The 26,958-nt window shown below is 68.4% G+C and carries 22 protein-coding genes; 10 read left to right on the forward strand and 12 right to left on the reverse strand.

Annotated elements, in window-relative coordinates; genetic code table 11:
• Positions 1-49 precede the first annotated feature (49 nt).
• From DFS13_RS29090 to DFS13_RS29100, 3 genes are all read right to left on the reverse strand, one after another.
• Complete coding sequence (locus tag DFS13_RS29090) at positions 50-1,006, reverse strand: AraC family transcriptional regulator (protein ID WP_060263475.1); 957 nt, start codon at positions 1,004-1,006, stop codon at positions 50-52.
• A 231-nt stretch (positions 1,007-1,237) separates the two neighbouring features.
• Positions 1,238-2,326 (reverse strand): aldose epimerase family protein, encoded by a 1,089-nt coding sequence (locus DFS13_RS29095; protein ID WP_006483285.1) that lies wholly within the window; start codon positions 2,324-2,326, stop codon positions 1,238-1,240.
• Positions 2,327-2,353: 27 nt separating this feature from the next.
• Complete coding sequence (locus DFS13_RS29100) at positions 2,354-3,547, reverse strand: DNA-binding transcriptional regulator (RefSeq protein ID WP_006483281.1); 1,194 nt, start codon at positions 3,545-3,547, stop codon at positions 2,354-2,356.
• A gap of 264 nt (positions 3,548-3,811) precedes the next feature.
• On the opposite strand from DFS13_RS29100, the gene xylA reads away from it, so the two are divergent.
• From xylA to DFS13_RS29125, 5 genes are all read left to right on the forward strand, one after another.
• Entirely contained in the window at positions 3,812-5,134 is a 1,323-nt protein-coding gene (gene xylA, locus DFS13_RS29105; RefSeq protein ID WP_006483287.1) for a xylose isomerase, read from the forward strand.
• 126 nt (positions 5,135-5,260) lie between these two features.
• A complete protein-coding gene (gene xylF / locus DFS13_RS29110) occupies positions 5,261-6,289 on the forward strand; it encodes a D-xylose ABC transporter substrate-binding protein (RefSeq protein ID WP_006483304.1) in 1,029 nt (342 codons plus the stop codon).
• Positions 6,290-6,352: 63 nt separating this feature from the next.
• Positions 6,353-7,912, forward strand: a complete 1,560-nt coding sequence (gene xylG, locus DFS13_RS29115; protein ID WP_111442427.1) for a D-xylose ABC transporter ATP-binding protein — start codon at positions 6,353-6,355, stop codon at positions 7,910-7,912.
• Positions 7,909-9,108 (forward strand): sugar ABC transporter permease, encoded by a 1,200-nt coding sequence (locus DFS13_RS29120; RefSeq protein ID WP_034203492.1) that lies wholly within the window; start codon positions 7,909-7,911, stop codon positions 9,106-9,108. The genes xylG and DFS13_RS29120 overlap by 4 nt, the downstream gene beginning before the upstream one ends.
• Positions 9,109-9,148: 40 nt before the next feature.
• Positions 9,149-9,466, forward strand: coding sequence for a hypothetical protein (locus tag DFS13_RS29125; protein WP_006483278.1), 318 nt, complete (start codon positions 9,149-9,151; stop codon positions 9,464-9,466).
• A 44-nt stretch (positions 9,467-9,510) separates the two neighbouring features.
• On the opposite strand, the gene DFS13_RS29130 is transcribed toward DFS13_RS29125, so the two are convergent.
• Both DFS13_RS29130 and DFS13_RS29140 read right to left on the reverse strand, forming a co-directional pair.
• Complete coding sequence (locus DFS13_RS29130) at positions 9,511-11,616, reverse strand: TonB-dependent siderophore receptor (RefSeq protein WP_111442428.1); 2,106 nt, start codon at positions 11,614-11,616, stop codon at positions 9,511-9,513.
• 462 nt (positions 11,617-12,078) lie between these two features.
• On the reverse strand, positions 12,079-12,999 hold the full coding sequence (locus tag DFS13_RS29140; protein WP_006483288.1) for a LysR family transcriptional regulator: 921 nt from the start codon (positions 12,997-12,999) through the stop codon (positions 12,079-12,081).
• A gap of 81 nt (positions 13,000-13,080) precedes the next feature.
• Here DFS13_RS29140 and DFS13_RS29145 point away from each other — a divergent pair, with 81 nt between their 5' ends.
• Genes DFS13_RS29145 through aroE form a run of 5 tightly spaced genes read left to right on the forward strand, consistent with a single transcriptional unit; the run spans position 13,081 to position 16,934 of the window.
• Entirely contained in the window at positions 13,081-14,031 is a 951-nt protein-coding gene (locus DFS13_RS29145) for a ketopantoate reductase family protein (RefSeq protein WP_111442430.1), read from the forward strand.
• Entirely contained in the window at positions 14,028-14,420 is a 393-nt protein-coding gene (locus tag DFS13_RS29150) for a VOC family protein (protein WP_111442431.1), read from the forward strand. Before DFS13_RS29145 ends, DFS13_RS29150 begins: the two co-directional genes overlap by 4 nt.
• 2 nt (positions 14,421-14,422) lie before the next feature.
• Positions 14,423-14,881 (forward strand): MaoC family dehydratase, encoded by a 459-nt coding sequence (locus DFS13_RS29155; protein WP_006498137.1) that lies wholly within the window; start codon positions 14,423-14,425, stop codon positions 14,879-14,881.
• The gene (locus tag DFS13_RS29160; protein ID WP_111442432.1) at positions 14,881-16,104 is read left to right on the forward strand and encodes a CaiB/BaiF CoA-transferase family protein; all 1,224 of its coding nucleotides are present in this window, start codon (positions 14,881-14,883) and stop codon (positions 16,102-16,104) included. The genes DFS13_RS29155 and DFS13_RS29160 overlap by 1 nt, the downstream gene beginning before the upstream one ends.
• On the forward strand, positions 16,101-16,934 hold the full coding sequence (gene aroE, locus DFS13_RS29165) for a shikimate dehydrogenase (RefSeq protein ID WP_111442433.1): 834 nt from the start codon (positions 16,101-16,103) through the stop codon (positions 16,932-16,934). The genes DFS13_RS29160 and aroE overlap by 4 nt, the downstream gene beginning before the upstream one ends.
• 312 nt (positions 16,935-17,246) lie before the next feature.
• On the opposite strand, the gene DFS13_RS29175 is transcribed toward aroE, so the two are convergent.
• From DFS13_RS29175 to DFS13_RS29205, 7 genes are all read right to left on the reverse strand, one after another.
• Entirely contained in the window at positions 17,247-18,563 is a 1,317-nt protein-coding gene (locus DFS13_RS29175; RefSeq protein WP_080322684.1) for an MFS transporter, read from the reverse strand.
• Between the two features lie 66 nt (positions 18,564-18,629).
• The gene (gene tcuB / locus DFS13_RS29180) at positions 18,630-19,832 is read right to left on the reverse strand and encodes a tricarballylate utilization 4Fe-4S protein TcuB (RefSeq protein ID WP_109342312.1); all 1,203 of its coding nucleotides are present in this window, start codon (positions 19,830-19,832) and stop codon (positions 18,630-18,632) included.
• On the reverse strand, positions 19,819-21,225 hold the full coding sequence (tcuA, locus tag DFS13_RS29185; RefSeq protein WP_062911689.1) for an FAD-dependent tricarballylate dehydrogenase TcuA: 1,407 nt from the start codon (positions 21,223-21,225) through the stop codon (positions 19,819-19,821). Before tcuA ends, tcuB begins: the two co-directional genes overlap by 14 nt.
• A 74-nt stretch (positions 21,226-21,299) precedes the next feature.
• A complete protein-coding gene (locus tag DFS13_RS29190; RefSeq protein ID WP_062886012.1) occupies positions 21,300-22,241 on the reverse strand; it encodes a LysR substrate-binding domain-containing protein in 942 nt (313 codons plus the stop codon).
• Between the two features lie 271 nt (positions 22,242-22,512).
• Entirely contained in the window at positions 22,513-23,694 is a 1,182-nt protein-coding gene (locus tag DFS13_RS29195) for a fumarylacetoacetate hydrolase family protein (protein ID WP_048985816.1), read from the reverse strand.
• 32 nt (positions 23,695-23,726) lie between these two features.
• On the reverse strand, positions 23,727-25,508 hold the full coding sequence (locus tag DFS13_RS29200; RefSeq protein ID WP_006483301.1) for an IlvD/Edd family dehydratase: 1,782 nt from the start codon (positions 25,506-25,508) through the stop codon (positions 23,727-23,729).
• A gap of 202 nt (positions 25,509-25,710) precedes the next feature.
• Positions 25,711-26,748, reverse strand: coding sequence for a LacI family DNA-binding transcriptional regulator (locus DFS13_RS29205; protein ID WP_006483298.1), 1,038 nt, complete (start codon positions 26,746-26,748; stop codon positions 25,711-25,713).
• Positions 26,749-26,958: the final 210 nt, after the last annotated feature.

The following is a 26,958-nucleotide window of genomic DNA, read 5'->3' on the forward strand; positions in this document are numbered from 1 at the left end:
CCTGTGCGTTCGTCCCGCGCCGCGCGTTCCGCCGTCGCGCCGTCTCCGGCTAGTGCAGGCGCGCCGCCGATGGCGACGCAGGGCCGCCGCGCCGCCATGCGCCGGGCTGCATGCCCATCGTGCGCTTGAACGCATGCGCGAACGCCGATTCCGACTGATAGCCGACCAGTTCACCCGCACGCGAAATCGGCAGGCCTTGCTGCAACAGGTCCGCCGCGAGTCGCATCCGCACCATCGTGACGAACTGCATCGGCGGATGGCCGGACGCTTCGCTGAAGTGCTTGCAGAACGCGGTGCGCGACATGTTCGCGAATGCGGCCATCGAGTCGGTGGTCCACGCGTCGGCGGGCGCATCGATGATCGCGGCGACGAGCGTGGCGAAACCGGTCCGCTGCATCAGCGACGCGAGGCCGCTCGCCACGGTATCGTGCCCCGCGGCATCCCGCACCGCATAGAACAGCAGCAGTTCGACCAGCTTGTCGATCAGCGGGGAGGGGGCGTCGACGCCATGGCGGCCTTCAGCGCGAATCAGGTCGAACAGCCCGTGGATACCGCGATAGGCGTCGTCGCCGCGCCGCACGATCAGGTACTCGGGAAAGAGCGACACGATCGCGCGCGACACGGTGGAGCGGAATTCGATGAAGCCGCAGGCGAGCCCGACGCTGCCGTCGACCGACGGGTCGAGCGGTTGCATCGACCCGCGTCGCTCGAGCGGGCGGCCGCCCGCGACCGCGCAGGCCTGCGGGTTGACCGGGCTCGGCGACAAGCCGTGCGGCACGTCGCGCAGCAGAAAGACGGCTTCACCGGCGGTGACCGGGATGCTGTCGCGCCCGTCGGCGAAATGCAGCCACGCCGATCCGTGCAGGATCACGTGGAAGCTCGCTTTCGCACGGCCGGCGGTGGACGCCTGCCAGTCGCCGCAATACTGGCCGACATGAAAAAGCTGGCTTCTCGGCTCCAGGCTGGACAGCAGCCAATGGACGACCTTGTCTGTTTGCGCGGACATTCCGATGCTGGAGGATGGGTGACGCGCCCATGCTACGGGCTGCGCCGCGCCGCTCAAACCAACGAATCGTAGAAAGCATTTTCCTGTTTCAGCGATCGTCTCGCTGCCCCGGCTGCGCGCGTGACGGCGTAAATCCGCAGGGGGAAAGCCGACGCGAGCAAGCGGGGCGGCGTGGCGAAGCGTCGACATTCGCGCCGGTTCCCGCCAAGCGACGCTGCCGCCCGCCCCGCGCTACGCGTGAACGCCGACCCGATACCGCGTGGTCTGTCGATAGACGGTGCCCGGACGAACGATCACGTCGTCGCGCAGGCCGTCCATGTTGACCTGGTCCGGAAAGCCGCCGGCCTCGACGCACAGCGCCGCGTGGCGTGCGCACCGCGTGCCGCCGCTCACACGCACGCCGTCGAGATAGTTGCCCGTATAGAGCTGCAGGCCGCGCTGATCGGTCGACACGATCAACTCGCGGCCGCTTTCCGGATCGTAGACGCGTGCGACGGGCCGGACTTCGCGCGCGCCGTTGCCGACGACGAAGCAATGATCGAAGCCGCGCGCCCGCGCGAGTTGCGCATGCGGCCAGTCGAGGCGCGCGCCGAGCGGCGCGCTGTGCCGGAAATCGAACGCCGTGCCCGTCACGTCGGCCGTGCCGGTCGGGATCAGCGCGTCGTCCACTTCGAGGAACGCGTCGGCGTCGATGTGCAGCAGATGGCCGCGCACGTCGCTGCCCGCGCGTCCGTTCAGGTTGAAGTAGCTGTGATTCGTCAGGTTCAGCGGGGTCGGCGCATCGGTCCACCCCGCATAGTCGATCGTCAGCGTGCCGTCGTCGTCGAGCGTGTAGCGCACCTGGACGCTCACGTTGCCGGGGAATCCCGCATCGCCTTCCGGCGAATCGAGCCGCAGCGTCAGGCCGCCGCCGTCGTCGATCACGTCCCACCGCGCGCGATGAAACCCGTTCGCGCCGCCATGCAGCAGGTTGCCGTTCTCGTTGCGGTCGAGCAGGTAGTCGACGCCGTCGAGCGTGAAGCGGGCGCCGGCGATCCGGTTTGCCCATCGGCCGATCGTCGCGCCGAGGTAGACGCCGGATTCGAGGTACTCGGCCGGCGTGTCGTGCGCGAGCACGATATCGGCGAAGCGTCCCGTGCGATCGGGCGCGAGCCACGACACGACGGTCGCGCCGAGGTCGCTGACGACGACACGCATCCCGTGCGCGTTGCGCAGCGTATAGCGCCGCACCGGCTCGCCGTCGGGCAACGTGCCCCACGGCTCGGCGTGCACGCGTGCGACGCCGCGTGTCAGGTAGGAGGAATCGGTATCGATATGCATGAGTGGAGGTCGGATGGGCGGCGGGCGTCAGGGCGTGGCGGCCGCGCGTTCCTGATATTCGCGCGGCGTGCAGCCGAGTTCGCGCCTGAACACCGCATACATGTACTGAAGCGACGTGAACCCGCAACGGATCGCGACTTCGGCGCTGCTGGCCTGCCGGCCGGCAAGCAGCGCCTGCGCGGCTTCGAGCTTGTGGCGCAGGATCTCCTGGTGCACGGTGCGCTGCAGTTCGCGCCGGAAGTGCTCCTCGAGCAGCGAGCGCGACACGCCGACATAGTCGGCGACCTGTTCGGTCTTGATCCCCTGGCACGCGTACTGGCGGATGAAATGCCGCGCACGCATCACGTGCGGGCTCGCCAGCGGCTGGTGGCGCGTCGATTCGAGCACGTTGATGCCGACCGGCGGCACGAGAATGCGCTGCCCGGGAAAGCGCGCGCCGCGCAGCATCCGATGCAGCAGGTGCGCGGCGGTGCGGCCCATTTCCTCGGTGCCCTGGATCACCGACGACAGCGGAATGCGCGTCAGCGTGCGCGTGAGCGGATCGTTGTCGATGCCGATGATCGCGACCTGTTCCGGCACCGCGAGGCCGGCGATCAGGCACGCCTGCAGCAGGTGCCGCGCGCGCGCATCGGTCACCGCGATCACGCCGACGGGCTTCGGCAGCGCATGCAGCCAGCCGATCAGTTGCTCGATCGCGTGATTCCAGCCCGACGCGCTGGTCGACAGCCCGCGGTAGATCGGCGCGTCGAGCCCGTCCGCGCGCGCGAGCCGGTCGAACGCCAGCTCGCGCTGCTGCGCCCAGCGGTTCTCCTGCGCGACCGGCAGGCTGTACATCGCGAAATGCGCGAGCCCCGCGCCGATCAGGTGCGTGTACGCGAGCGACACGAGCTTCGGGTTGTCCGTCGCAATATATGGGACGCCGTCCGGGTACTGCGTCGGGTCCTCGTACGACGATCCGATCGCGACGATCGGCAGCGGCGAGCCGGCGAGCGCGTCGGCCACGGCCGGGTCGTCGAAGTCGGCGATGATGCCGTCGCCGTCGAAGCGCTCGATCCCGGTGAGCCGGCAGCGGAAGTCGTCTTCGAGGAACAGGTCCCACACGACGCGCGTCGTGTGCAGGTACTGGCCGATGCCGCTGATGATCTCGCGGTCGTAGACCTTGTTCGCGTTGAACAGCAGCGCGATGCGGTGCGGTGTCTGGGCGGAAGGGGCGCGTGTCATCTCGGTGTCGGGCGAGCGCGTCGGGGGCGCCGTGCCGTTGTCTCCGGGGCGCGCTCGCGGAGGCGGCGCGCGGTGGTCTGGTGACGGCGATTGTAGGACGGAATGCGTACCGTACGAGCGCCGCTGGCAAGAAACATCAAGCGGGCTGCGCAATTTCGCAATTGCCGGCCGGCAGGCGCGCGGGCACGATCCAGCCAACCGAATCGGCCGCGTGCGTCGCCGCGACGCGCGTTGCGCTGCAACAAGAACCCGCACGGAGACGCCATGTCGTATTTCGAACACATTCCCGCGATTCGCTACGAAGGCCCGCAGTCGGACAACCCGCTCGCGTATCACCATTACGACCCCGACAAGCGCGTGCTGGGCAAGACGCTCGCCGAGCATCTGCGGATCGCGGTCTGCTACTGGCACACGTTCGTGTGGCCCGGTCACGACATCTTCGGGCAGGCCGCGTTCCGGCGGCCGTGGCAGCAGCCGGGCGATGCGCTCGAGCGGGCGCGGATGAAGGCGGATGCGGCGTTCGAATTCTTCACGAAGCTCGGTACGCCGTTCTATACGTTCCACGACACCGACGTCGCGCCGGAAGGCGACAGCCTGCGCGAATACGCGGCCAACTTCGCGCGGATGGTCGACTATCTCGGCGAGCGCCAGCAGGCAAGCGGCGTGCGGCTGCTGTGGGGCACCGCGAACCTGTTCTCGCATCCGCGCTTCGCGGCCGGCGCCGCGACGAACCCGAACCCCGACGTGTTCGCGTGGGCCGCGACCCAGGTGTGCCATGCGCTCGACGCGACCCATCGCCTCGGCGGTGAAAACTACGTGCTGTGGGGCGGGCGGGAAGGATACGAGACGCTGCTCAATACCGACCTGAAGCGCGAGCGCGACCAGTTCGCCCGCTTCCTGTCGATGGTCGTCGAGCACAAGCACCGGATCGGCTTCAAGGGCGCGCTGCTGATCGAGCCGAAGCCGCAGGAGCCGACCAAGCACCAGTACGACTACGACGTCGCGACCGTGCACGGCTTTCTCGTGCAGTACGGACTGCAGAACGAGATTCGCGTGAACATCGAGGCGAACCACGCGACGCTCGCCGGTCACTCGTTCCATCACGAGATCGCGAACGCGTTCGCGCTCGGCGTGTTCGGCAGCGTCGACGCGAACCGCGGCGACCCGCAGAACGGCTGGGACACCGACCAGTTCCCGAACAGCGTCGAGGAACTGACGCTCGCGTTCTACGAGATCCTGCGTCACGGCGGTTTCACGACCGGCGGGATGAACTTCGACGCGAAGGTGCGCCGCCAGAGCATCGATCCGGAAGACCTGTTCTACGGCCACGTCGGCGCGATCGACGTGCTCGCGCTCGCGCTCGAACGCGCGGCGGTGCTGGTCGAGAACGACCGGCTCGACGCGCTGCGCCGGCAGCGTTATGCGCAATGGGACGACGCGTTCGGCCGCAAGATCCTGGCGGGCGGCTATACGCTGGAGTCGCTCGCGGCCGACGCGCTCGCGCGCGGCGTGGACCCGCAACATGCGAGCGGCGCGCAGGAGCGGCTCGAGAACATCGTGAACCAGGCGATCTACGGGTTGCGCTGACGCGATGCCGCGCAGGTGGCCGGCAACGGTCGCGCTGCCGGGCTTTGCAGTGACTCGATGCGGGCGGCGCATGTCGGCTGCCGCCCGGCGTTCGTGAGGTGGTTCCATAACAAGGAGTTTGGAGACATGAAATCCGTAACGCGTCGTACCGTATTGAGTTCGCTGGCCGGCGCCGCCGCGCTCGCGATCCTCGCGCTGGGCACGCCGCTCGCCCATGCGAGCAAGGACAAGCCCGAGATCGGTTTTTGCATCGACGACCTGCGCGTCGAGCGCTGGTCGCGCGATCGCGACTATTTCGTCGCGGCCGCGACGAAGCTCGGCGCGAAGGTGTCGGTGCAGTCCGCCGATGCGAGCGAGGCGCGGCAGATTTCGCAGATCGAGAACCTGATCTCGCGCGGCGTCGACGTGATCGTGATCGTGCCGTTCAACTCGAAGACGCTCGGCAACGTCGTCGCCGAGGCGCGGAAGGCTGGCATCAAGGTCGTGTCGTACGACCGCCTGATTCTCGATGCGGACGTCGACGCGTACATCTCGTTCGACAACGAGAAGGTCGGCGAGCTGCAGGCGCAGGGCGTCTTCGATGCGAAGCCGAAGGGCAACTATTTCCTGCTGGGCGGCGCGCCGACCGACAACAACGCGAAGATGCTGCGCGAAGGACAACTGAAGGTGCTGAAGCCGGCGATCGACCGAGGCGACATCAAGGTCGTCGGCCAGCAGTGGGTGCCCGAATGGAGCGCATCGACCGCGCTGCGGATCGTCGAGGATGCGCTGACCGCGAACAACAACAAGATCGATGCGATCGTCGCGTCGAACGACGGCACGGCCGGCGGCGCGATCCAGGCGCTCGCCGCGCAGCATCTGGCCGGCAAGGTGCCGGTATCCGGGCAGGACGCGGATCTGGCCGCGGTCAAGCGCGTGATCGCCGGCACGCAGACGATGACCGTCTACAAGCCGTTGAAGCTGATCGCGAGCGAAGCCGCGAAGCTCGCGGTCGATCTCGCGAAGGGCGCGAAGCCCGCGTTCAACGCGCAATACGACAACGGCAGGAAGAAGGTCGATACGGTGCTGCTGCAGCCGACGCTGCTGACCAAGCGCAACGTCGACGTCGTCGTGAAGGACGGCTTCTATACCCAGGCCCAGCTGGCGAGCCAGTAACGGCGCGACGCGCGGGCGGCGCTTCACTAGCGCGCCCGCGCGCATCCTGCGAGGCATGAACGAATGACGGAACCCTTGCTGACGATGCGCGGCATCGTCAAGGCATTCGACGGCGTGAAGGCACTCGACGGCATCGACCTCACCGTGCGGCCCGGCGAATGCGTCGGGCTGTGCGGCGAGAACGGCGCGGGCAAGTCGACGCTGATGAAGGTGCTGTCGGGCGTCTATCCGCACGGCACGTGGGACGGCGAAATCCGCTGGGAAGGCGCGCCGCTCGTGGCCGCCGGCGTGCGCGACACCGAGCGGGCGGGCATCGCGATCATCCATCAGGAGCTGATGCTCGTACCCGAGCTGTCGGTCGCCGAGAACATCTTCCTCGGCAACGAGATCACGCTGCCGGGCGGGCGCATGCACTTCGCGGCGATGGTCCGGCGCGCCGAGGCGTTGCTGCACGAACTGCGGATCGACACGATCAACGTCGCGCAGCCGGTGATGAACTACGGCGGCGGCCACCAGCAGCTGATCGAGATCGCGAAGGCGCTGAACAAGCACGCGAAGCTGCTGATCCTCGACGAACCGTCGTCGTCGCTGAGTGCGTCGGAGACGCGCATCCTGCTCGACATCGTGCGCGACCTGAAGCGCCGTGGGGTGGCGTGCGTCTACATCTCGCACAAGCTCGACGAGGTGGCGGCCGTGTGCGACACGGTCACCGTGATCCGCGACGGACGCCACGTCGCGACCGAGCCGATGGCCGCGCTGACCACCGACCGGATCATCGCGATGATGGTGGGCCGCGAGATCCGCGACCTGTATCCGCGCGAGCCGCACGAGATCGGCGACGTCGTGCTCGACGTGCGCCACGTGACGTGCTGCGACGTGACGAACGCGCGCCGCAAGCGGGTCGACGACGTGTCGTTCAGCGTGCGGCGCGGCGAGATCGTCGGCGTCGCCGGGCTGGTCGGCGCGGGGCGCACCGAGCTGATGCAGGCGATCTTCGGCGCGTATCCGGGCGCGTGCACGGCCACCGTGACGATGAACGGCAAGCCGCTGTCGATCCGCTCGCCGGCCGACGCGATCCGCGCCGGCATCGCGATGGTGCCGGAGGACCGCAAGCGCCACGGCATCGTGCCGCAGCTCGGCGTCGGCCACAACATCACGCTCGCGGTGCTGCGGCGCTTCGCGGCGCGCGGGCGGATCGACGCGGCCGCCGAGCTCGATACGATCCGCACCGAGATGCAGCGGCTGTCGGTGCGCGCAGCGCACCCGTTCCTGTCGATCGCGAGCCTGTCGGGCGGCAATCAGCAGAAGGCGGTGCTCGCGAAGATGCTGCTGACCGAGCCGCAGGTGCTGATCCTCGACGAACCGACGCGCGGCGTCGACGTGGGCGCGAAGGCGGAGATCTACCGGCTGATCTTCGCGCTGGCCAGGCGGGGCGTCGCGCTGATCGTCGTGTCGTCGGAATTGCCGGAGGTGCTCGGCCTGGCCGATCGCGTGCTCGTGATCGGCGAGGGCGAGCTGCGCGGCGATTTCGTCAACCAGGGCCTCACGCAGGAACAGATCCTCGGCGCCGCGCTGAAGCCCGCGCGCCTGCCCGCCGAACCCACTGCAGCGAGCGCGATATGAATTCCGAACTTTCTTCCTCGACCCCGGCGACGCCGGATGCAGGCGCCGGCCGCGCGCCGCGGCTGCCATTGCGCCATGTCTTCACGCGCTACAAGGTGCTTGCGCTGCTGTTCGCGGTCGTCGCGATCTGGGCGTTCTTCTCGGTGCTGACGGACGGCGCGTTCGTCACGCCGCGCAACGTATCGAACCTGCTGCGGCAGATGTCGATCACCGGCATGCTCGCGTGCGGCATGGTGTTCGTCATCATCGCGGGCGAGATCGACCTGTCGGTCGGCTCGCTGCTCGGGCTGCTCGGCGGCGTCGCCGCGATCCTCGACGTCAACCGTCACTGGCCGGTCGCGGCGACGGTCCCGGCCGTGCTCGCGCTCGGCGTGCTGATCGGGCTCTTCAACGGCTGGTGGTCGACCTATCGGCGCGTGCCGTCGTTCATCGTCGGGCTGGGCGGGATGCTCGCGTTTCGCGGCATCCTGCTCGGCGTGACCGGCGGCTCGACGATCGCGCCGGTATCCGACGGCTTCGTGTTCATCGGGCAGGGCTATCTGCCGCGCGTGGCGGGGGACGGCCTCGCGGTCCTGCTGTTCGCGCTCGTGACGCTGCTGGTGGTGCGGCAGCGCGGCACGCGGCATCGCTACCGGCTCGCGGTCGCGCCGCTGTGGCAGGACGTCGCGAAGATCGTCGGCGCCGGCGCGGTACTGTTCGCGTTCGTCGCGACGCTCGACCGTTACGGCGGCATTCCGGTGCCGGTGCTGTTGCTGCTCGCGTTGCTCGGCGTGTTCTCGTGGATCGCGACGCAGACGGTATTCGGCCGGCGCATCTATGCGGTGGGATCGAACCTGGAGGCGACGCGGCTGTCGGGCGTGGACACCGATCGCGTGAAGCTCGCGATCTTCGCGCTGATGGGATTGATGTGCGCGTTTGCCGGCCTCGTGAACACGGCGCGGCTGGCGGCCGGGTCGCCGTCCGCCGGCACGATGGGCGAACTCGATGCGATCGCCGCGTGCTTCATCGGCGGCACGTCGATGCGCGGCGGATCGGGCACCGTCTACGGCGCGCTGATCGGCGCGCTCGTGATGGCGAGCCTCGACAACGGGATGTCGATGCTGGACGTCGACGCGTACTGGCAGATGATCGTCAAGGGCGCGGTGCTGGTGCTGGCGGTGTGGATCGACGTGGTGTCGCGCTCGAACCGGCGGTGACGGGCCGCTGGTCGGTCGCGAGTCGACAACGAGGAAGGCCATGGAACGAAACACGATGCGCGTGCAGGATGTTTCCGTGCGGGCGGCCGGGCCGCGCGCGATGCCGGATGCCGGCCCGGTGCTGGGCCTCGGTGATCCGCGCGACCGGCAGGTGATCGCGGATGCACTGCGCGCGCTGCTGCACGAGCGGTCCGAAGCGCTGTCGTTCGCGATGCGGATGGCCGACGCGTGCGGCCGATCCCGGCCCGATGCGGCCGATTTCGCGCTGACCGACATCATTCGGCTGGCGCGCATCGTCGAGCGCATCGAGCGGGACGGCGCGGCGGAGCCCGCTGCGTTTTCCGCAGGGGCGCGCTGACGGCGACGCAAGTCGCCGCGCTCGCGCGGTAGCGCGAACGGGCGCTAGAACGAGTAGGCGAGCGACGCGAACAGGCTGCGCGGCGCGCCCGGCGTGACCCACAGGCTGTTGTACGAACTGACGTAGGTCGTGCGGTTGAACAGGTTGTTCAGCACGACCGACGCGCGCAGGTGCTTGTTGACCTGAAGATAGCCGTTCAGCTGCACGGTCGCGTAGGCCGGCAGCTCGAAGCCGTCCTGTGTGTTGGCCGTGTTGCCCGCGCGGCGCCCGACGTAGATCACGCCGGCACCGGCGCCGGCCTTGTCCGCGAACGGCAGCGTGGTTTCGTACATCAGCAGCGCGCTGCCGCTCAGCCGCGGAACGTCGACGAGGCGCGCCCCGGGCGTGAGCACGGCATCGCGCGTGACCTCGGCGTCGACGTACGCGAGGTTGGCGAGCCCGCGCAAGCCGTGACCGAGATCGCCGCTCCATTCGAATTCGACGCCGCGGCTGCGCACTTCGCCGGCCGCGCGCGAGAAGCCCGCATTCGCCGGATCGGCGGTGAGGACGTTGCGCTTGGTCACGTAGAACGCCGAGACGGTCGTGAGCCAGCGCGCGCCCGCCCATTTCGCGCCCGCTTCGTAGCCGTGGCCCTTTTCGGGATCGAACGCGCGGCCGCCGACGTCGGCGCCGTTGTTCGGCCGGAACGAATACGCGGTGTTCGCATACAGCGACCACGCGGGACTCATTTCATACACGACGCCGATACGCGGGCTCAGCGCGGTCTGGAGCTGGCTCGTCGTCACGCCCTTCAGGCGGTTGTCGATCGACTGGTGGAAGCGATCCCAGCGCAGCCCGGCCAGGATTTTCCAGTGAGGCCCGAACGCGAGCGTGTCCTGCGCGTAGACGCCTTGGCCGTCGTCGCGTTCGAGCAGGTTGGTCGCGGTGCGCGGCGTCGGCGCGGGCTGGCCGTAGACCGGATCGAAGATGTCGATCGCATACGGCGCGGTGGCGGTCGGCGTGGAACGCGTGACGAACTGATCGTAGTTGAAGCGATACGCATCGACGCCCATCACGAGCGTGTGGCCGATGCCGCCGGTGCGGAACGAGCCGGCCGTCTCGAGGCGGCCTTGCAGGTCGTTCGAGTGAAACGCGACTTGCCGGTAGCGGCGCCACAGCGTGCGGCCGTCCGGCTGCAATGCGAACGCCTCGGACGAGCGCCCCGACAGGTCGGTGTTACGTTGCGCGACGCCGGCATTGATCGACCAGCGTGAATCGATGCGATGCTCGAGCGTGAACTGGTGGCCCGTGTTGCGCACGTCGTAGTCGCCGTCGCGCGGCTCGCCGAGAAAGCGCGACGCGGGGATCACGCCCAGTTGCCCGTTGACCGCGAGCACGCCGCGATCGAGCGGCGCGCGCTGACGCGCACTCTCGAACTCGTAGTGGAGCGTCGTGTCCGCGCCGATGTCCCACGTGAACGACGGCGAGAACAGGTAGCGTTTGCTCGACACCGTGTCGCGAAAGCTGCCGTTGTTCTCGTTCATCGCGACGAAGCGGTACGCCAGCGATTGCGTGACGGGGCCGGTCGTATCGAGGGTCTGCCGCAATGCGCCGTAGCTGCCGGCCGACACGCCGACGGTGGTCGCGCGGGCAAACTGCGGCTGCTTGGTCGTATAGCTGATGATCCCGCCCGGATCGCCGCGGCCATACAGCGCGGACGCCGGCCCCTTGAGCACTTCCATCCGTTCGAGGTTGACGGTGTCGCGCGGCACGCTCATGCCGCGATTCCACGAAAAGCCGTTGACGAGGTAGTCGGTGCCGGACGTGTTGCCGTCGCCGGCGAAGCCGCGCACCGCGTAGTTGTCCCACAGGCCGCCGAAGTTGTTCTGGCGCGAGACGCCCGCGACCCAGTCGTAGAGATCGTCGCCGCGCGTGGCGGCCACGGTCTGGATCAGCTTCGTGTCGACGCTGCTGACCGCGAACGGAATCTCCATCACGTCCGCCTCGCTGCGCGTCGCGCTCGCCGATTCGCGCGTGCGAAACGGCGCCGTCGCGCGTTGGGCGGAGATCTCGATGGTGGGCAGCGCCGTCTCCTGCGCGTCGGCGCTGCCCATGCCGGTCGTGCCGACGACGATGGCCATCGGTGCGGCCGCCCAGTTCCTCCTGCTCATACTCCTCCTTTTAGTGTGTTTCGCGTTCGGGCACGGCGGGCGGCCTCGCGCCGACATCTGTGTTCCAAACAGTACATTTGCGCGGCAATTTAATGCAAATGAGAGGCATTTGCAATCGTAATTTTGAGATTGGGAGGGCGAAGCGAAATGGCGGGCCGCACGGCCACGGGCGGGAGGGTGAGCGAAGCCGCGTCCGGTTTCGAGACGGCCGACTTCTTCCCGCCGTCCGGCTGGCGCGTGGCGCCCATGCAGGACGCGATGGGGCTGCGCGACCTGGAGACCGAGCGGGCCTGCGCCGTGGCCCGGCATGGCCGGCCGGCGTGCTCGATATTCTCCGCAACGGTCGCGTGCCGTTGGGGGCGCGGCCCCTCTATTTCTGCGTCTACGTCGAGATGAGGGTGGTGACGTTTGGGTCGCCCACCCCGTTTACGCGTACCGGCACCCTGGCGCCCTGGCTACCGGTCAACGCGACGCACCGAACAACTCGGTCACGAGGCCGCGCAGCCACCGGTTGCCCGCCTCGTGGTGATATCGCGCATGCCAATGCTGCCGTACCGCGAATCCGTCGACCGGGATCGGGCAGGCATGAACCGCCAGGTCGTTCGCGTGGGCCAGCGTCTCGCCGATATGGCGGGGAAGCGTCGTGATCAGATCGGTCGTCTGGACGATCGCCCCCAGACCCAGGAAGCCCGGCAATTCCAGCACCACGTCCCGCTCGATGCGCGCCTGCCGCAGCGCCTGTTCGAGCAGCTGCGCGCCGGTTCCCGCCGTGATGGCGACATGTCCTTCGGAACGGTACTGCTTTGCGCCGAGCCGGCCGCGAATTCTCGGGTGATGCCGATTGGCCAGACAAATCCAGTCCTGGTCATACAGCTTCTGCTGGTAAATGCCGCCGCCGAGCCACGGCACATAGCCGATCGCGAGGTCGGCCTCGCCCGATTCGAGCGCGCGTTCCGTATTGCCGTCGATCCGCGCGGCTTCCAGCCGGACGCCAGGCGCCTGCGCCCTGACATGGGCCAGTAGCCGCGGCAGCAGCGTGATGTGGCTCGCGTCGGTCATGCAGATGCGAAAGCGTCGCTGGGCCGTCGACGGATCGAACGCGATCTCCCACGCGGTGAAGCGCCGCAGCGATTCGAGGATTTCCCGGCAGGGCCCGATCAGCGCATCGGCCTGAGGCGTCGGCGCCATGCCGCCGGGCGTCCGGATGAAGAGCGGATCGTGCAGGTGTTCCCGCAAATGCCCGAGCCAGATGCTGACCGTCGGCTGGCTCTGGCCGAGTTGCTCGGCGACGCGCGTGACGCTGCGCACGTCGTACAGGAGATCGAAAAGCTGCAGCAGCTTCAGGTCGGGCAGATCGGCGGGCATCGGCACATTATTGTCGATTGCAATGGCGTCATTGTATCCATTGCATTGCCGGCATGAGCGGCGACTCCTATCGTGAGGCCATACGTCAAGGAGACAGCATTGAAAATTGCAATTCTGGGCGCTGGCGCGCTGGGGTGCGCAATCGGCGCCACCCTTACCGAAGGCGGTCACGAGACCTGGCTGATCGCTCGCTCGCCCGTGCACGTCGACGCGATGCGTCGCGACGGACTGCGCGTCGACGACGCCCGCGGCAGCCGCCAGGTACGCGTGCATGCGACGACGCAGGCTGCCGAAGTCGGCACGGCCGACCTGGTGGTGGTGCTGGTCAAGTCGTTCCACACCGACGCGGCGATCCGCGGCGCCCGATCGCTGGTGGGCGCGGATACCGTCGTGCTGTCGCTGCAGAACGGCCTCGGCCACGAGGACATCCTGAGCGACGCCGTCGGCCGCGAGCGCGTGCTCGCAGGCAAGACCTACGTCGGCGGCGTGCGGCGCGGCGCGGGCCATATCGAATCCGGCGTGATCGGCAAGTCGACCTACATCGGCGAACTCGACGGCCGCATCACGCCGCGCGTGCGGGCGATCGCCGACGCGTTCGATGGCGCCGGTCTCGCGACGACGATCAGCGACAACATCGTCGGCACGATGTGGGACAAGCTGCTGGTGAACGTCGCGACGGGCGCGCTGACGGGCCTCACGGGGCTCACCTACGGGCAGCTTTACGACGAGCCGCTGCTCAAGGCCACGTCGCTCGCGGCCGTGGCCGAGGCGATCGCGGCGGCCCGGGCAGCCGGCGTGAAGTTGTCGATGACCGACCCCGAACAGGCATGGACGCTGGCCGCTGAAGGGCTGCCCGCGACCTTCAAGACCTCGATGCTGCAAAGCCTCGAGAAGGGCTCGATCACCGAGATCGACTTCATCAACGGTTCGGTCGTGCGCTGCGGGCAGCGCTACGGCGTGCCGACGCCGGTCAATGCGACGCTCGTCGCGTGCATCAAGGGGCTGGAGCGCGCGATGGCCGATCGCCAACGCGAGGAGGCTGCCGCATGAGCGCCACGAAAGCCTATCTCGAACACGTCGCGATCTGGGTGAAGGACATCCGCTGGCACATCCGTTTCTTCGAGGACGTGCTCGGCATGACGCTGCGCGAAGTGGACGGCCCGCTCGACGCCCCGCGACAGTACTGGACGCTCGGCGGCCTGCAGTTCATCCACGCGCCGGAACACGACGGCCCGGAAGGCCGGCTCGCCCATCTCGGCGTGATGTGCGAGGACCTGGAAGCCGCGCTCGCCGCGGCGCGGCGATTCGACGTGACGGAGATGCCGCAGGGGTGCAACTGGCTTCGCCTGCCCGACGGGCTTGCCGTCGAACTGATTCAGGCCAAGCCGGCTTCCTGCGTCGCGCAGGCGCTGGCGATCGACCCGCGCGCGGAGGCATGACCATGACGATCGTCGAGAAATACTGGGACGACGCCCGCGAGGGCGATGCGTGCACGAGCCCGACTTACGTCGTGACCAAGGCGCGCATTCTCGCGTACGCCGACCTCACCGGCGACCATACGCCCGTGCACGTCGACGAGGATTACGCGAACGCCAGCCATTTCGGCTGCCTCGTCGCGCACGGGCTGTTCGGGCTGTCCGTTGCCGACGGCCTGAAGACCCAGAGCGACTATCGCTTTGTGCCCGGCATGTCGCTCGGCTGGACCTGGGATTTTCTGCTGCCGATCAAGGTCGGCGACGTGCTGCACGTGACGTTCCGCGTCGGTTCGATGCGGGCCAGCAAGAGCCGCCCGGACTGGGGCATCGTCGTGCTGCCGTCGGAGCTGATCAATCAGGACGGGCAGGTCGTTCAACGCGGCGAACATCGCCTGATGGTGCCGCGCCGGCCGGAGGCAGCGTGATGCAGGCCCGCCCCCTCGAAGGCATGCGCGTCGTCGACTACAGCCATTTTCTTGCCGGCCCGTATGTCGGGCGCTGTCTCGCGGCGCTCGGCGCCGAAGTCATCAAGGTCGAGCGCCCGGGCGCCGGCGACGCCGGACGTCAGCACGCGACCGTGCTCGACGACCAGCAAAGCGGCTATTTCCTGCAGCTCAACATGGGCAAGCGCGGCGTGAGCGTCAACATGAAGGACGCGCGCGGCAAGGCGTTCATGCAGCGGCTGTGCGACTCGGCCGACGTCTTCATCGAGAACTATCGGCCGGGCGCGCTGGACAAGCTCGGGCTCGGCTATGAAGAACTGTCGGCGCGCAATCCGGGCCTCGTCTACTGCTCGATTTCGGCGTACGGGCACACCGGTCCCGATGCGCATCGCGCCGGCTTCGGGCTGATCGCCGAAGCGAAGAGCGGGATCATGCAGATGGTCGGCACGCCCGGCGAGCGGCCGCCGCTGCTGCGCATTTCGCTCGGCGACATGTACACCGGGATTCATGCGGTCGCGGCCATCAACGCCGCGCTGCTCGGGCGCGTGAAGAGCGGCCGCGGGCAGCATATCGACATGGCGCTGTACGACACGCTGGTATCGATGCACGAATATGCGGTGCAGTGCTACACGCTGCAGGGCGTGCTGCCCGAGCAGACCGGGCACGACATGCCGACCTCGACGCTCTATGGCGTGTTCCGGGCCGCCGACGGCGATCTCGTGATCGCCGCGCAAGTCGACGACGCATGGAAGCGCTTCGCGCAACTGATCGAAGCGCACGGCGGCCCGGCCGGCTTCGGCGCGGACACACGATTTCACGACAGCACCGGCCGCAACGCGCACCGCGCGGAAATCCTGGCGGTGGTCGAGCCGTGGGTGGCCGCGCGTTCCGTCGCGTCGGTACTGGAACTGCTCGACGGCATCGACGTGCCGTGCGCGAAGGTGCAGCGCATCGACGAGGTGTTGAACGATCCGCAGATCCAGGCCAGAGGCATGGTCGTCGAGCAGCAGCATCCGCGCTACGGGACGCTGCGCCTGCCGAACCTGCCGTTCCGGTTGTCCGATTGCGACACGACGATACGCGACGTCGCCCCCGATCTCGGGCAGCACAACGCGGAGGTCGCGCGCTCCCTCGGGTTCGATTCGGCCGAAATCGATGCGATGCAGGCCGACGGCGTCCTCTATTCAAAAGCGAGCCAACGATGACGGACCAATACGCGGTGATCGGTTATCCGATCGGGCACACGAAATCCCCGCTGATTCACGGTCTGTTCGCGCAACAGACGCGACAGGACATCCGCTATACGGCGATCGAGGGGCCGGTCGAGCCGGCAGGCGCCTTTGCTGCAGCGGTTCGCGCATTTTTCGAGGGGGGCGGCAAGGGTATCAACGTGACCGCGCCATTCAAGCTCGACGCATTCGCGATGTCCGACGAGCGAAGCGCGCGCGCGACGCTGGCGGGCGCAGCCAATGCGCTCAAGTTCGACGGCGACCGCATCTGGGCGGACAACTTCGACGGCATCGGACTGGTTCGCGACATCGAAGTCAATCTCCGGCTTCCGATGGCGGGCAAGCGCATCTTGCTGCTCGGTGCCGGCGGCGCGGCACGCGGCGCGCTGCTGCCGTTCCTCGATGCCGGGCCGGCCGAACTCGTTATCGTGAATCGCGACGTCGACAAGGCGCGCGCACTGGCCCTGGAGGTCGCCGGATGCGGAACGCTCATCGCGGGCGGCTATGCGGACCTCGCCCGGATGGGACGTTTCGACCTGGTGGTCAATGCGACGTCGGCCAGTCTGACCGGCAACCTGCCGCCTGTCCCGCCGAGCGTGTTCAGTCCGACCGGCACGGCCTATGAACTGGCCTACGGCAAGCGCCTGACGCCGTTTCTCCGACTCACGAAAAATGCCGGCGTGCACGGTATCGCGGATGGCGTCGGCATGCTGGTCGAGCAGGCGGCCGAGGCGTTCGCCTGGTGGCGCGGCGTCCGGCCCGAGACCAGCGCGGTGATCGACCGGCTGGCCGTGCCGTTCGACTGAGTGCGCGACGGCGCGCGGCCCGCGATCCGGCTACGTCAACGCAGCGGCCGGACCGTCGCGCTTCGTTACGCTGAACGGTCGACCATGACGCACACGGCGCGCGAATGCCGGATGACATGCGTGGACCGACGTGGCTCGCGCGTCGCAAGCATGCGCGCCTTCGTCGATCCAGCATTCAATTCATTGCGGCTTCCGGTACGCAATGCGGCAGCGACGAGGTTCTCCAACGGCGTCGCGAGGCGACCGAGCAGTCGCGCGAGCGCGCTGCCGTCGTCGAACCGCGCACGGCAACCGCGCCGCCGGGCGCGCTTCTCATGCCGGCGACGCCGAACGCCGCACCGTCCCGCCTTTGCGATACAGCGACAGGGTCGCGAGCAGTCCGCAGCATGCGGCGAAGCTGAGCCAGTATCCGGGTGCGGCCTTGTCGCCCGTGATCTCGATCAGATAGGTCGACACCGCGGGCGTGAAGCCGCCGAAGACCGCCGTCGCGAGGCTGAAGGCCAGCGAGAAACCGGCCACGCGAACGCTGGCGGGCATGATTTCGGTCAGCGCCGCGACCATCGCGCCGTTGTACATGCCGAAGAAGAAGGAGAGCCACAACAGCACGGCCAGCATGCGGCCGAAGCTGGGGGCGGACGCAAGCCACGCGAGCGCGGGATACGACGTCACGATGGCCGCGACCGCGATGGCCACGAGAATCGGCTTGCGTCCGATGCGGTCCGACAGCGCACCGCCGACGGGCAGCCAGAAGAAATTCGACACGCCCACGCACAGCGTGACGATCAGGCTGTCCGCCGTCGACAGTTTCAGTACGGCCCTGCCGAACGTCGGCGTATAGACCGTGATGAGGTAGAACGTCGTCGTGGTCATCGCAACCAGCAGCATGCCGGCGAACACGGTGCGCCAGTTCCGCAGCATCGTCGCGACTACCTCGCGTGCACGCGGACGATGGGTGCGCGCCTTGAATTCGTCCGTTTCCTGCAGCGTTCGGCGAAGCACGAAAATGACCGGGACGATCGCGCAGCCGATGAAGAACGGGATGCGCCAGCCCCATGCACCGATTTCCTGGCTCGTCAGCAGATGATTCAGCAGATAGCCCAAGGCCGCCGCGATGACGATCGCGACCTGCTGGCTGGCCGACTGCCAGCTCGTATAGAAGCCGCGGTGCCCGGGCGTCGCCATTTCCGCCAGATAGACCGACACGCCGCCCAACTCGGCACCGGCCGAGAAGCCCTGCAGCAGGCGCCCAAGCAATACCAGCGCCGGTGCGGCGAGCCCGATCGTCGCGTACCCCGGCACGCACGCGATCAGGATCGTGCCGCTCGCCATGATCGAGAGCGTCACGATCAGGCCTTTGCGCCTGCCCACTTCGTCGATGTAGGCGCCGAGCACGATCGCGCCGAGCGGGCGCATCAGGAAACCGGCGCCGAAGACGGCAAACGTCAGCAGCAGCGACGCGAACTCGCTTGCCGCCGGAAAGAAGACCCGCGAGATGCTGGTCGCATAGAAGCCGAACAGAAAAAAATCGAACTGCTCGAGAAAATTGCCGCTGGTCACGCGCAGGACCGCGCCGAGCTTCGACGTGCGTGCGGCCGTGCCGTCCGGCGCGGTTGACGGTGAGGGATGCATGGGGTGTCTCCGTTGGATGTATGGTGCGAAGCGGCCCGAAAGCAGGACCGCTTCGGTTGGCCCGGTTCAGTCCGAGCCGAGTTGCAGGCGGTTGGCCTGGCGCTTTTCGATCGACGACTTGAGCAGCGCCGCGCAGCGGAAGATTCCGTGGGCGAATTTTCCGTACGGCAACGTTGCGAACAGCGCCATCACGATGCCGAGATGAATGGCGAGCAGCGTCGCCATCGCGCTCGTGTCGCGCCACGCGAGCAACGCCAGTCCCGATGCGCTCACGAGCATCAGCAGCGCAATGAAGCCGCGGTCCATCGGACGTTGTGCCGGATCGGTCCGCGCGGGGTCGCGCCGCAGGTTGAGCCACAGGAGGCCGGCAGGCCCGATCAGCAGACCGATTCCGCCGACGGTGCCGAGCAGCACGGGCAGGCTCAGGAACGCGTACGGCGCGTGCAGGTCCAGCGCGTAGTGATAGAAGGTCGCCACGAGCGTGGCGGCAAAGCACAGCATGAAGCCGTAGAACGTGAAGTGGTGAAACCGGCGCCGCGCGCGCGTGAACGCATCGTCCGACTCGTTGCAGCCGTCACCGTGGCCGCCGTCGAGATAGGTCAGCACGAGCGCGTGTTTCGCCGCCTCGGCGACCGCGGGCAGGCTCGCCGTACCCGTCGACACGTCGCGCCAGAAGCGCGTCACGCCGACCCCGAGCGCCAGAACGGCGAGGCCGAACACCGAGCCGAACATCGCGGCGAGCAGGTTGTGCGGAAAGATCGCATAGAAACGGCCGCCCGACGGGCCATTCAGCAGCGAGCCGTGCATCGCGACGCCGAGCATCAGGAAAAGCGCCAGCCCGATCGCGAGGGCAAGCGCGACGGCCAGGCCGTTGCGCCTGTAGAGCTGGCCCAGCGCGGCGGGCCACGCATACTCGACATACGTGTCGAGCCGGACCTGCGCCATCGCCTTCGGCACGTTCACGGCGAATTCGTGCGGCGGCGCATATTGGCACGCGTGATAGCACGCGCCGCAGTTGTGGCACAGGTTGGCCAGGTAGTTGACGTCCGCCTTCGCGAATTCGAGCCGGCGCGTCATCGCCGGAAAGACCGCGCAAAACCCTTCGCAGTAGCGGCACGCATTGCAGATCTGCATCTGGCGCGCGACTTCCGCTTCGTGGTCGGTGACGGGCACGATGCGGATCACGGCGGCGCCGCTTGCGCGTGTCGACGGCCGGCCGGCGGGCGCGAGCGCGTGGGCGTCGCGAACGTGTTCTTCAATATCGTGCATGTTGAACTCCGGTCGTTTGCGCGGCCTTCGCCGCCTCGGTGCCCGCGATACGGCCGAACGCGGTGCCGATCGACATCCCGACGCCCGCCGTGTAACCCTTGCCCAGCACGTTGCCGGCCATCATCTCGCCGGCAACGAACAGGTTGCCGCTCGGTCGTCCGCCGAAGTGGACCTGCGCGCGCTCATTGACCTTGAGCCCGAGATACGTAAACGTGATGCCGGGACGCAGCGCATAGCCGAAGAAGGGCGGCGTATCGATCGGGCGTGCCCAGTGGGTTTTCGCGGGATGGACGCCTTCGGTGCGACAGTCGTCGAGCGTCGTGTGATCGAACGTGCCCGCCCGGCATGCGGCGTTGTACGCGCGCAGCGTCTCGACGAACGCTCGCTCGGGCAGGCTCAGCCCGCGCGCGAGTTCCGGCAACGAATCGGCGCGGACCCCGGGGAATACCGGCGGCATGAAGCGTCCGACGGCCTTGGCATCGATGATCGAGTAGGCGGTCTGTCCCGGTTGCTGCGCGACGAGGCGGCCCCAGATCGCGTAACGCTTCGGCCAGAAATCTTCGCCTTCGTCGTAGAAGCGCTGCGCATCGCGGTTGACGACGATACCGAGCGACACGCAATCGATCCGTGTGCAGATGCCGCCGTCGTAGAGCGGCGCGCGCGCATCGATCGCGACGCAATGCGACTGCGACGGGTCGCCGATCGCATCCGCGCCGGCGTCGAGCATGGCCTTGAGCAGGACGCCCTGGTTGAAGCGCGTGCCGCGGATGAGGAAATTGTCGGCGGGCCACTCGCCACGCTCGTTTTGTCCCCACGCTTCGCGCAGCCATTCGCGGTTGGATTCGAAGCCGCCCGCCGCCAGCACGCAACTGCGCGCCTCGAAGCGCCGGCTCCCGCTGCGCGCGGCGACGAAGCGCTCGCCGTCGAGCTCGATGGCGTCGACGGGCGTGTCGTAGCGAATCCGTACGCCCAGCGCTTCGGCGCTGCGGTAATACGCGTTCACGAGCGCTTTGCCGCCGCCCATGAAGAATGCATTGGTCCGCGCCACGTGCAGTGCGCCGGACAACGGCGGCTGAAACCGCACGCCATGTGCGTGCATCCACGGACGACAGTTCGCCGACGCGCGGATCGCGAGCCGGGCCAACGCCTCGTTCGTGATGCCGCCCGTGACCTTCAGCAGGTCTTGCCAGTACTCTTCTTCCGGATAGGCGCCGACCAGCACGTCCTGCGGGCCGTCGTGCATGCAACGCAGGTTGCGCGTGTGCTGGGAGTTTCCGCCGCGCCATTCGCGCGGGGCCGCTTCCAGCAGCAGCACCGACGCGCCGGCTTCGCGCGCCATCAAGGCCGCGCACAGCGCCGCGTTGCCGCCGCCGATTACGAGAACATCGATCATCTGAGTCGTCTCCTTTGAGACGCACTCTACGGATCGGCCTCGCCTGCCGCCATCAGCGACGCGGCAACACGTCTTCAGTTTTTGTGAAGAGGCAGCTCGCGCAGCGTGGCGCCGGGCCACCCGCCTGCCGCGACGATCTCGCGCGCGACGTCGGCGAGGACGACCCGCGCGGCGAGCCCGGCGGGCGACAACTCGTCGTCGGAGACGCTCGCGATCAGGTTCGGCCTCGTCGCGTGGGCGTCCGCGACAGGGACGCTCGCGAGCGCGGCGTTCTCGAGCCGTGCGAGCGCCGCGCCCGGTTGAATGGTTGCACCGAGCCCGCCGCGCACCGCATCCATCAACATCGCGAGGCCGTCGACTTCGGCGGCGATGTGCGGGGTAAAGCCGGTGCGGGCGAATGCGACATCCAGCAACGCGCGCAGACCATGCGGGCCGCTCGGCAGGATCAGCGGCACGGCGCCGAGGTTCGCCAGGCGGACGCGCGGCCCGTCGGGCATGCCCGGCAGGCCGGGGGCGCCGATCACGAACAGATGCTCGTCGAGCAACGGCATCACGCTCCAGCGCTGCGCGGGTTCTTCGCGAAACAGGATCGCCAGGTCGATCTGCCGCGCACTCAGCATCGCACCGAGATAGCCCGACAGGCTCTCGACCATGCGCAGCCGGACGTCCGGATAGCGCCGTCGCATCGCCTGCATGAACGCGAGGCCGAGTACGCCGGTCGTACTGGGCGCAAGCCCGACGCTGACGTGCCCCGACAGGCGCGCCTGACGCGCGGCGAGCGCCGCATCGTCGACGTGGCGCAACGCGAGTTGCGCCTGTCGCCAGAATGCAAGGCCGGCGTCCGTCGGCACGACGCCCGTGGAGGTGCGTTGCAGCAGGCGCGTGGACAACTCGCTCTCGAGCCGGCTGATCTGCTGGCTCAGTGCGGACGTCACCACGCCCAGTTCCAGCGCGGCCTTGCCCATGCTGCCGTGTTCCACGACGCAGACGAAATAGCGCAGTTGCCTCAGTTCCATCGACACCTCGAATTGACTCAGCCGCGGTATTGTCGCAGCCGACGAGGCGCCGGTGGAGCGAATCGCGTCCACCCGACCCGTGGAGCGCCGCCGCAAAGACGGTCGAGCCGGCGGCACCGCTCAAGGCGGCCGTTCCGGCTCGGCGAGTGTTCAGGTCGCGCAGTGAAGGCTGGCTACATGCGCGCCGGCGCGAACGGCCGTTTCATACGCCTTCGCTTATTGTCCGTCGACGTCGTTCGCGCAGGACTTCATGTCGCCGCGTCTTCCGCTTTCATTCGGCAAGAAGCCCGCGCGCGGCCAGGTTCGCATACAGCGCGCGCACGCCGAAGGTCCACGGCGCGATCTCCGTGCAAAGCCGCACGGTATTGACGAGTGCGCCGAGCGCGGGCGTCGAGATCGTGACACGGTCGCCCAGGTGATGCGTGAAGCCCGCGCCGGGCGCGTCGCGATCCTGGATCGGCGAGAACATCGTGCCGAGGAACAGCATGAAGCCGTCCGGGTACTGGTGATGCGCGCCGCAGGTCTGCGCGACGAGGTCGGCCGGGTCGCGGCTGATCTCGCGCATGTGGCTGATGCCGTCGAGGACGAAACCGTCGTCCGCGCCTTCGACGCGCAGCGACACGCTGCATTGCCGCACGCCGTCGAGCGTGAAGCCGTCGTCGAACAGCCGCACGAACGGGCCGATCGCGCACGAGCCGTTGTTGTCCTTGCATTTGCCGAGCAGCAGCGCCGAGCGGCCTTCGATGTCGCGCAGGTTCACGTCGTTGCCGAGCGTCGCACCCACCGGCCGGCCGTCGCTGGCGACCGCCAGCACGATCTCCGGCTCCGGGTTGTTCCATACCGACACGGGCAGCAGCCCGACGTCCGCGCCGAAGCCGACCGCGGACATCGGCTGCGCCTTGGAGAACACCTCGGCATCCGGGCCGATGCCGACTTCCATGTATTGCGACCACGCGCCGCGGCGCTCGAGTTCCGCCTTCAGGCGCAGCGCGGCTTCCGAGCCGGGCACGATCTTCGACAGGTCGGTGCCGATGGTCGCGGCGATGGTGTCGCGTACCTCGCGCGCCCTGGCCGGATCGCCGCCGGCCTGTTCCTCGATCACGCGTTCGATCAGGCTGACGGCGAACGTGACGCCGCACGCCTTGATCGCCTGCACGTCGCACGGTGCGAGCAGGTGCGTCGCGCCGGGCGTGCCGTCGAGCGCCGCCTGCAGCAGCGGTTCGACGCGGCCCAGCGATTCGCCGACGGCGGTGCGCGCGATGGCGACTGCATCGGGGCGGTCGAACAGGTCCGCGGTGGTCGGCACGGTGCGCGTGATGTCGAACACTTCGCCGCCGCGCACGGCGACGACGCTCGGGCCCGCGTGGGCGCCGTCGTGCCGCCAGACGCGGCCGATCAGCAGCGCGTGGGCGAGGTCGTGCGGCAGGCAGTCGGAAACGGAAGGAGTACGCATGGTCAGCTCGGCAAGAGTCGTGGACGGTGAAATCAGTGCGAATGGCGCGGATTGCCGCGCTGCTCGATCACCTTCAGGTACAGCGTGGCCGGTTCGAGGCAGCCGCCGGTGGACAGCTGGCCGACGAAGCGGCGATAGAGTTCCTGCCACGGCGTTTGCGCCTGCGGCACGGTGAAGCTTGCGCTTTCGCGACGTCGCGCGAGTTCGTCCTCGTCGACGAGCACGTCGACGCTGCGGCGATTCAGGTCCACGCGCACGCGGTCGTTCGTGCGCAGCAGCGCGAGGCCGCCGCCGACCGCCGCTTCCGGCGACATGTTCAGGATCGACGGGCTGGCCGACGTGCCGCTCTGGCGCCCGTCGCCCATGCACGGCAGCGACGTCACGCCGCGCTTCACCAATTCGGCGGGCGGCGCCATGTTCACGACTTCCGAACTGCCCGGATAGCCGACCGTGCCGCAGCCGCGGATCACCAGGATGCAGCGCTCGTCGATGTCCAGCGCGGGATCGTCGATGCGCGCGTGGTAGTCCTCGGGGCCGTCGAACACGATCGCGCGCGCCTCGAACGTATTCTCCGCGCCCGGTTCGGAAAGATAGGTCCGGCGGAACGCGTCCCCGACCACCGACATCTTCATGATCGCGCTGTCGAAGAAGTTGCCCGACAGCACCATGAAGCCGGCGCCATGCTTGAGCGGCGCGTCGGGCGTCCGGATCACGTCGCGGTCGGCGTCCTGCGCGGTGTCGGCGATCGCGCCGATCGCGCGACCGGATACGGTCAGGCAGTCGCGTCGCAGCAGGCCGGCCGCATCGAGCTGGCGCAGCACGGCAGGCACGCCGCCGGCGCGGTGGAAGCTTTCGCCGAGGTAGTCGCCGGCCGGCATGCAGTTGACGAGCAGCGGCACGGCTTCACCGAAGCGCTGCCAGTCGTCCAGGCTCAGCTCGACGCCCATGTGGCGTGCGATCGCGATCAGGTGCGGCGGGCAGTTGGTCGATGCGCCCAGCGCGGACGCGACGACGATCGCATTCTCGAATGCCGCACGCGTCATGATCGTCGACGGGCGAAGATCTTCGCGAACGAGCTCGACCGCGCGCTTGCCGGTCGCGTAAGCCATCTGGCCGCGCTCGCGATAGGCCGCGGGAATGCTCGCGCAGCCCGGCAGCGACATGCCCAGCGCCTCGGCTAGGCTGTTCATCGACAGCGCGGTGCCCATGGTGTTGCAATGGCCGATCGACGGCGACGAAGCCGTGGTCAGCTGCATGAAGCCTTCGTAGTCGATCTCGCCGGCCGCGAGCAGGTTGCGCGCATGCCAGATCACCGTGCCGGAGCCGACCCGCTTGCCCTCGTGCCAGCCGTCGAGCATCGGGCCGCCCGACAGCACGATCGCGGGCAGGTCGACGGTGGCCGCGGCCATCAGGCACGCGGGCGTGGTCTTGTCGCAGCCGGTCGTCAGCACCACGCCGTCCAGCGGAAAGCCGTGCAGCACTTCCACCAGCCCGAGGTAGGCGAGATTGCGGTCGAGCGCGGCGGTGGGCCGGCGGCTTTGCTCGGCCAGCGGATGCACGGGGAATTCCATCGGAATGCCGCCCGCGTCGCGGATGCCGGCCTTGGTCCGCTCGGCCAGCTCGAGGTGGTGGCGGTTGCACGGTGCCAGGTCGCTGCCCGTCTGCGCGATGCCGATGACGGGGCGGCCCGACTGCAGTTCCTCGCGCGTCAACCCGTAGTTCATGAAGCGCTCGACATAGAGCGCGGTCATGTCGGCGTGCGCGGGGTCGTCGAACCATTCCTGGCTGCGCAGGCGGCGAGCGGTGTGTGACATGGCAGGCTGTCTCCTAAGGGGCCTTTCTCATTTTGCGTGCCGGATAGTTACCGGTAACATCGGTGGGATGTTAGCACGGGGTTTTTGCATCGCGGAAGGGATTTCGTGCGCGATTTCGTGCGCGAGTGGCGCAGCAGAGGGCGGCGGAAACCGGTACGGAGCCGCGCATCCCGCGGGTCGGGATGCGCGCGGGCGCCGGCCGTCAGGCGCTTTCCCGCGGGATGATCGTGTAGTCGATACGAATGCTTTTCGATTCGGTCCGCTCGCCGCCGTCGCGCGCCTGCAGCGCCGCCAGCAACGCTTCGCCGGTGCGCAGCCCGATACCGTACGCATCGACCGACACGGTCGTGATGGTCGGATGGCAGCAGGTTGCCACTTCGAAGTTCCCGAAGCCGGCCACCGCGATGTCGGCGGGCACGGCCAGCCCGCGCCGATGACATTCCATGATCGCGCCGAACGCCGACATGTCGCTCACGCACATCACCGCATCGGTATCCGGCCATTGCGCCAGCAGGGCCGCCATCGCCGGGCCGCCGTGGCTCATCGTGATCGGCGATTCGCCCAGCCGCACGACGCGCGGTTCGCCGAGCCCCAGCGCCTTGATCTCCGCCTGGTAGCCCTTGAGCCGGTCCAGGCCGCGGCGATCCAGTTCGCTCGCGCCGACCAGAAAGCCGATGCGCCGATAGCCGCGCTCGGCGAGGTGCCGCACCATCGCACGGGCGGCGCGCACGTTCGAGAAGCCGACGGCGGTGTCGATCGGGCGGGTGGGCAGGTCCCACATCTCGACCACCGGAATCGCCGAGCGTTCCAGCACCTTGCGCGTCGCGTCGGTGTGCTGCGCCCCGGTCAGCGCGATGCAGCGCGGCTGGTGCCGCAGCATCGAGCGCACCAGCCGTTCTTCCCGTTCGAGGTCGTAGTCGGTATCGCCGAGCAGCAACTGCAGGCCATGCGGTTCGAGCGCATCGGTCAGCCCGCGCACGGTGTCCGAGAAGTTCGAACTCGACAGCGACGGCACCAGCACCGCGACGAACTCCGAGCGCCCCGACGACAGCGCGCCGGCGGCCGCGTCGGCCACGTAGCCGAGCTGCTCGATGGCCTCGCAGACCCGTGCGCGCGTCTCGGCGGCCACGCTGTGCCCGGCGAGCACGCGCGACACGGTCATCTTCGAGACGCCGGCGAGGCGCGCCACGTCGGACATGCGGGGCGGCCCGGCAGGCCGGACGGCGGTGGGACTGGGCATCGGAATCGCGATCGTGAGAAGGCCGGAAAGGCTACATCATACCGGTGCGGCGTACCGGGCAGGCCGGCCGACGCTCGCCCGTCGCGGCGACGCCCGTACTAGGGAAACCACGCGTGCGGCGGACCTTGTACGCGCCGGTCGCAGCGTGCTACCTTCCGGTGTGTTACCGGTATCAGTGTGCCGATCGCTCCCGTCGCCTCGCCGGCTTTT

Origin of the sequence: Burkholderia sp. 28_3 (assembly GCF_003253915.1) — a bacterium.
Classification (GTDB): Bacteria; Pseudomonadota; Gammaproteobacteria; order Burkholderiales; family Burkholderiaceae; genus Burkholderia; species Burkholderia cenocepacia.

What these genes read in the sequence shown, in the direction of transcription:
- DFS13_RS29205 (WP_006483298.1), bottom strand. Translation starts at nt 26,748, where the DNA reads ATGCCCAGTCCCACCGCCGTCCGGCCTGCCGGGCCGCCCCGCATGTCC.
- DFS13_RS29190 (WP_062886012.1), bottom strand. Translation starts at nt 22,241, where the DNA reads ATGGAACTGAGGCAACTGCGCTATTTCGTCTGCGTCGTGGAACACGGC.
- xylA (WP_006483287.1), top strand. Translation starts at nt 3,812, where the DNA reads ATGTCGTATTTCGAACACATTCCCGCGATTCGCTACGAAGGCCCGCAG.
- DFS13_RS29195 (WP_048985816.1), bottom strand. Translation starts at nt 23,694, where the DNA reads ATGCGTACTCCTTCCGTTTCCGACTGCCTGCCGCACGACCTCGCCCAC.
- DFS13_RS29155 (WP_006498137.1), top strand. Translation starts at nt 14,423, where the DNA reads ATGACGATCGTCGAGAAATACTGGGACGACGCCCGCGAGGGCGATGCG.
- DFS13_RS29125 (WP_006483278.1), top strand. Translation starts at nt 9,149, where the DNA reads ATGGAACGAAACACGATGCGCGTGCAGGATGTTTCCGTGCGGGCGGCC.
- DFS13_RS29160 (WP_111442432.1), top strand. Translation starts at nt 14,881, where the DNA reads ATGCAGGCCCGCCCCCTCGAAGGCATGCGCGTCGTCGACTACAGCCAT.
- xylG (WP_111442427.1), top strand. Translation starts at nt 6,353, where the DNA reads ATGACGGAACCCTTGCTGACGATGCGCGGCATCGTCAAGGCATTCGAC.
- DFS13_RS29130 (WP_111442428.1), bottom strand. Translation starts at nt 11,616, where the DNA reads ATGAGCAGGAGGAACTGGGCGGCCGCACCGATGGCCATCGTCGTCGGC.
- tcuA (WP_062911689.1), bottom strand. Translation starts at nt 21,225, where the DNA reads ATGATCGATGTTCTCGTAATCGGCGGCGGCAACGCGGCGCTGTGCGCG.
- tcuB (WP_109342312.1), bottom strand. Translation starts at nt 19,832, where the DNA reads ATGCACGATATTGAAGAACACGTTCGCGACGCCCACGCGCTCGCGCCC.
- DFS13_RS29120 (WP_034203492.1), top strand. Translation starts at nt 7,909, where the DNA reads ATGAATTCCGAACTTTCTTCCTCGACCCCGGCGACGCCGGATGCAGGC.
- DFS13_RS29175 (WP_080322684.1), bottom strand. Translation starts at nt 18,563, where the DNA reads ATGCATCCCTCACCGTCAACCGCGCCGGACGGCACGGCCGCACGCACG.
- xylF (WP_006483304.1), top strand. Translation starts at nt 5,261, where the DNA reads ATGAAATCCGTAACGCGTCGTACCGTATTGAGTTCGCTGGCCGGCGCC.
- DFS13_RS29095 (WP_006483285.1), bottom strand. Translation starts at nt 2,326, where the DNA reads ATGCATATCGATACCGATTCCTCCTACCTGACACGCGGCGTCGCACGC.
- DFS13_RS29200 (WP_006483301.1), bottom strand. Translation starts at nt 25,508, where the DNA reads ATGTCACACACCGCTCGCCGCCTGCGCAGCCAGGAATGGTTCGACGAC.
- aroE (WP_111442433.1), top strand. Translation starts at nt 16,101, where the DNA reads ATGACGGACCAATACGCGGTGATCGGTTATCCGATCGGGCACACGAAA.
- DFS13_RS29090 (WP_060263475.1), bottom strand. Translation starts at nt 1,006, where the DNA reads ATGTCCGCGCAAACAGACAAGGTCGTCCATTGGCTGCTGTCCAGCCTG.
- DFS13_RS29150 (WP_111442431.1), top strand. Translation starts at nt 14,028, where the DNA reads ATGAGCGCCACGAAAGCCTATCTCGAACACGTCGCGATCTGGGTGAAG.
- DFS13_RS29100 (WP_006483281.1), bottom strand. Translation starts at nt 3,547, where the DNA reads ATGACACGCGCCCCTTCCGCCCAGACACCGCACCGCATCGCGCTGCTG.